Source organism: Acinetobacter lwoffii, assembly GCF_024129685.1.
GTDB lineage: Bacteria > Pseudomonadota > Gammaproteobacteria > Pseudomonadales > Moraxellaceae > Acinetobacter > Acinetobacter lwoffii_X.
In genome coordinates, this window is sequence record NZ_JAMXXL010000061.1 from 1 (window position 1) to 4,456 (window position 4,456).

The 4,456-nt window shown below is 34.2% G+C and carries 6 protein-coding genes; 2 read left to right on the plus strand and 4 right to left on the minus strand.

The features are described 5' to 3' along the window. The first annotated feature begins 230 nt into the window (after positions 1 to 230). A complete protein-coding gene (locus NI464_RS15570) occupies positions 231 to 866 on the plus strand; it encodes an SOS response-associated peptidase (protein WP_253139491.1) in 636 nt (211 codons plus the stop codon). Between the two features lie 41 nt (positions 867 to 907). On the opposite strand, the gene NI464_RS15575 is transcribed toward NI464_RS15570, so the two are convergent. Both NI464_RS15575 and NI464_RS15580 read right to left on the minus strand, forming a co-directional pair. Beyond that, on the minus strand, positions 908 to 1,048 hold the full coding sequence (locus tag NI464_RS15575; protein WP_005107128.1) for a hypothetical protein: 141 nt from the start codon (positions 1,046 to 1,048) through the stop codon (positions 908 to 910). A 162-nt stretch (positions 1,049 to 1,210) separates the two neighbouring features. Beyond that, positions 1,211 to 1,354: a type II toxin-antitoxin system HigB family toxin gene (locus NI464_RS15580; RefSeq protein WP_253139494.1), complete on the minus strand. Its 144-nt coding sequence runs from the start codon at positions 1,352 to 1,354 to the stop codon at positions 1,211 to 1,213. Between the two features lie 1,304 nt (positions 1,355 to 2,658). Here NI464_RS15580 and NI464_RS15585 point away from each other — a divergent pair. Further along, complete coding sequence (locus NI464_RS15585) at positions 2,659 to 3,000, plus strand: hypothetical protein (protein WP_005107130.1); 342 nt, start codon at positions 2,659 to 2,661, stop codon at positions 2,998 to 3,000. Positions 3,001 to 3,105: 105 nt separating this feature from the next. On the opposite strand, the gene NI464_RS15590 is transcribed toward NI464_RS15585, so the two are convergent. Beyond that, positions 3,106 to 3,381, minus strand: a complete 276-nt coding sequence (locus tag NI464_RS15590) for a hypothetical protein (protein ID WP_005107131.1) — start codon at positions 3,379 to 3,381, stop codon at positions 3,106 to 3,108. A 622-nt stretch (positions 3,382 to 4,003) separates the two neighbouring features. Beyond that, complete coding sequence (locus NI464_RS15595) at positions 4,004 to 4,234, minus strand: hypothetical protein (RefSeq protein ID WP_004280185.1); 231 nt, start codon at positions 4,232 to 4,234, stop codon at positions 4,004 to 4,006. Positions 4,235 to 4,456 lie beyond the last annotated feature (222 nt).

Sequence of the window (4,456 nt, forward strand, 5' to 3'; positions counted from 1 at the left end):
AATAGAGCTAAAAGACTCGGTTTGAGATTCAATCTAATTGCTGGAATTTATAACTTGGAGCTGAGTAAAAAATGATTTATGAAAGAGGTCTTATAAAGAAGATAAACTAATATTAATCTGTATTCTTACTTTCTGTTAAAACTATACTTACGATTTCGAATTGTTTTGAGCCCATCATTTTTATACTTTAATTCTTTAGCAAATAATAATTAGAATGAAAGAGGTTATTTATGTGCTCGAACTATGAATTTCCCTCAAAAAAACGTCTTTCCTTATTAGATATTCATGAAGAGCAACTCGAACTGGGCATGAAACCGCATGTTTATCCTTTAGCGCCAGCCCCAATCATTATGCGCGGTGCTGATGAGTTTGAGCTGGATATCGCACGTTTCGGACTGATTCCAGCCTGGGCGAAAGAATTGAAATATGGCCGGCATACCTATAATGCACGGACTGAAACAGTGGCATCCAAACCGAGTTTCCGACATGCCTGGAAAAACAACCAGTTTGCTTTGGTACCCGTCGATACCTTCTATGAACCTAAATATATAGACGGTAAATCGCACTGGTTTGGCATTTCACGTGAAGATGGCAATCCTTTTACCGTGGCGGCGATTTATGATGACGCACACATTGATGGTGAGAAAATCAGATCATTTTCGATGCTGACCATAAATTCAGATCAACATCCCTTTATGAAACAGTTTCATGACCCGAATGACGAAAAACGCTCGATTATTGTGATTCCGGAAGAATCACGACATGACTGGTTGCACTGCGATCATGAACAAGCCCATGAATTTTTCTTTGAAATGAAAGATGAATTTATTGCAAAGCCTAGAGATCAACGCTTATTGGGAAATTAAAAAGCCCTAAACCAAGTTAGGGCTTCGTCCATGTGAAAAAGCTATTTTTGCTCTCTCAATGGATTTTCCGGTTCTGCATTGGGTTTCTTCTCTGGTTTGACATGCTTATAAGATGCCTGATTACCCTTGTCATCATTTGATTCTTTATGCGGATTTGATTCTTGCTCTGGCTTATTTGTCATATGTATCTCCTTCATATATCTATTAAGAGATAAATATGACATCTGCTGCTAAACATCAATGTTATTTATGTTGTACATTCAGTTTTCTAAAGAAACAAACTTTCCTTCAAGTGCTCTTTTACATTACATAATTCCTGAAGTCCATCTGAGCAAATAAGCTGTTCAGCCTGATCGTAGACGATACAGCAAAGAATATGAATTCGCGTGCGAGCCGATATCGAATACATGAAATTTTCTAACCTTATCCACTGACGGAAAAAGTCTTTTCATCTCAGCAAAACCTTTAGGATGATTGGCCTTAATCATTCGATACCAACCATCTAATGCAGTTTCAGCCTTTGGCCTCTTTTGAATTGCTTCAAGAATTCGAGCGCAGATGCTCACCTACATATATTCTATTGTATTTTGCTATTTCAGTTCTAAGTACTAAGAATTTATCAAAACGTAATCCTATTGAAATATTTTTCTTATAAAGTATTCCTTGTGAGAAATTATGTTTAGATCCAAAAATTTTATCAGTAAAGAAAAACCCCGCCAACTGATGATTGAACGGGGATTGATCTTCATTAATATGTCTGATGATTTGGCACATTATTCAATATTTTTCAAGCAATCACGACACTGTTTGACCTCATCATGGTCACACGTGTAGTTAATTTCAGTCGCACCATGAAGACCAAATAAACAAAATATAAATTGCATCATGTTTTTCTCCTAAGTGTAAAAAGCTCAATCCAACATCAAGCTTTATTGCTTTAAATATAGAATGACTCAATACAAAATGATTGGATCAGCGATCTAGAACAACTTCAGTACTCAGCTCTGTTTAGCGTTTAAGTAAAATTGAAGCTTTTGGGGCTAAGTTCGTACAGGCTCTTCAGCTTGAGTCGTCTGATCCTTTTTACAATGATCACTTTTACAATGCTTGCTGCTCATCATCTGACACATTTTCTCTTTGCAAGATTTAAAACAACAGCCGACCATCACGCCCATGCCAAATGCGCATATACATCTCATCATAGCTTTGTCCTGTCTTTTCGTGAAAAGAGATATATAAATAACATCTATTCATGTATCTCTCCTGAGGGAATTTTCAGGCTTTATGTTGTGTATGAAAACTTATGTGAAAGAGAGTGAGCAAAAAATACAATCAGCAAAGAAAAAACAAGATTTAAAACGGAAAAGAAAAAGCCTGTTTAACTCTCCTAAATTAAACAGGCCTTATAATGTGCTGATTTTTAATTATTTTCATTAAGTTCTTAGAATGACGCCAAGATATCACTAGCCATGCAGCCAATCTGTGTAGGATATATAGATGCAATGTTTCAAAATATGAAAAAACCATTACTTTTGTTAATTAAATGACTGTAATTTAGACAGAAAATATTTTTAATAGCAAATAAGACTATTAAATAGCCAAACTCCAAGAAGAAAGCTAAAACGATAAATGAGAATGAGTTGATTTAAATTTTTAGGAGAAAATTCCTTATTTCAGTCAAGATCGTATGCCATAATTTTTCAACGTTTCATAAAGTTTATAGATCACTGCTTTCTTTTTAATCATTTCTCTCTATAATTTTTCATATGAGCAATAACAATATTTTGGCAGCATGAAAAATCGCATACTAATTACTTTATTGATGAGTCTGGCAATAAGCGGCTGCCAAAAACAGCAAGCAGAGAATTCAGCCGAGGCTGCTGCAAATATTAAAGCGCAGTTTGAACAGTCAGATAATCAACTCAGTGCTTATCTGGACAAACTCGACTCTTCAACAATTAGTCTGGAAGAAAGAACACGCATCCTGTGTGAACAATATCCTAAAGAATATAAAAATAACTACATGCCTGCTCTGCTAAAACTTGCACCCAAGGAATATACAGAAAAAGAGTTGCTCACAGACCTAGACAATGCCTTGAATTTCTACAAGCTAAAAGCCAATATTCAGTGTTAATAAATACTTAGTCTAATCGTGCAATGAAATATAAAAAAAACCGCCTGAATCAGGCGGTTTTTTTATGAAGAGCATATATCTTAAAAAAGATTAACGCTGTGGCTTTCACTGATCTTGTTGATTACGTGAACGTTGTTGTTGCTGGTTACTGTTTTGCTGTGGCTGTTGTTGCTGTTGGCCTTGCTGGTTTTGTTGCTGCTGGTCGCGCTGTTGCTGGTTGTGTTGACCACCCTGCGGCTGTTGCTGCTGCTGGTTATTTTGTTGCTGATTTGGGTTTTGCTGGTTGTTTTGTTGACGCTGCTGATCTTGATTGCGTTGTTGATTTTGCTGTTGCTGTTGTTGTTGCTGTTTCTGTTGGTCTTGCTGTTGATTATTAGCCATGGTGGTATTCCTTACTATTTGCTTTAAATTAAAAGCCGATAGGTTTCGACTTAATATCTACTCTACGCATTTTTCAGATTTCGCCAACCTTTAACCTGTTACAGATTAATTCAATGTAAAAAATAGTAAGATAAGTACTTGAAGTGGAGATTAATGCGCAACATAAATTACCTGATATAATGCAACAGAAACACAATGAAAGACTTTATAGGTCAAAAATTTATTATCCAATAAAAGGAATAACTTAAGTCCTATTTCATATATAGGAAAATTTTTAATAAAATTTAAAAAGCGTTATTAAACAGAACCACTTAATAACTATGCTATTGATATTTATCAATATATAAAAATCAATCTAAACCTTCTATATTTTTAAAAGATTAAATAAAATATTAAAGATCCAATTCTTTTTGAATATTCTTAACTGTGAGGAAATACGATACTTAACATGACCTCACCAATAATACTTAAGCTGTATCGAATTTATCTTGACTTTAAGTCAAATAGTTTTAGCTATTAATCTGGTATTAACTTAGGTAAAATCATTGTTTTTAATTATATTTATTAATCTATTTATAATGAATAAGCCTCTTTAAAAGAGGCTTATTACATTCAGTTTTTATTAGATATTGACCACTTTGACGATAATCGTTTGAGTATCTTCCTGCTCTTCTGCCAGATGCAAACGTTTAAGCTCTTTGCTTTTTACTTTGAACTGTAAATTCTGATAAGAAATTGTGCTTGGTATTTGATCAAAATATTGACCATCAGCGTCAATTTCTTCCTGAAATAATGGTGTACCCAATTGATAGTCAAGACTTTTTAAGACTACATATTTTACTGTGGTTTTCATTCCAACACCCTACTTTCACTAAGCACTTTATTTTTATTTTTACCACTGTTCAGCCTGAGAAGAAACCTCTATTTTTGAAAATAGCCCAAGCTTTAACCATTCAGATTTTGCGATCAGATCAACATGAAATTCTCTGTACACGACAAAAATAGATAACTCATTGAAATAATGTCACAATAATTGTTTTCTAACGACGAATACTATGACACATCTCAATGAGTT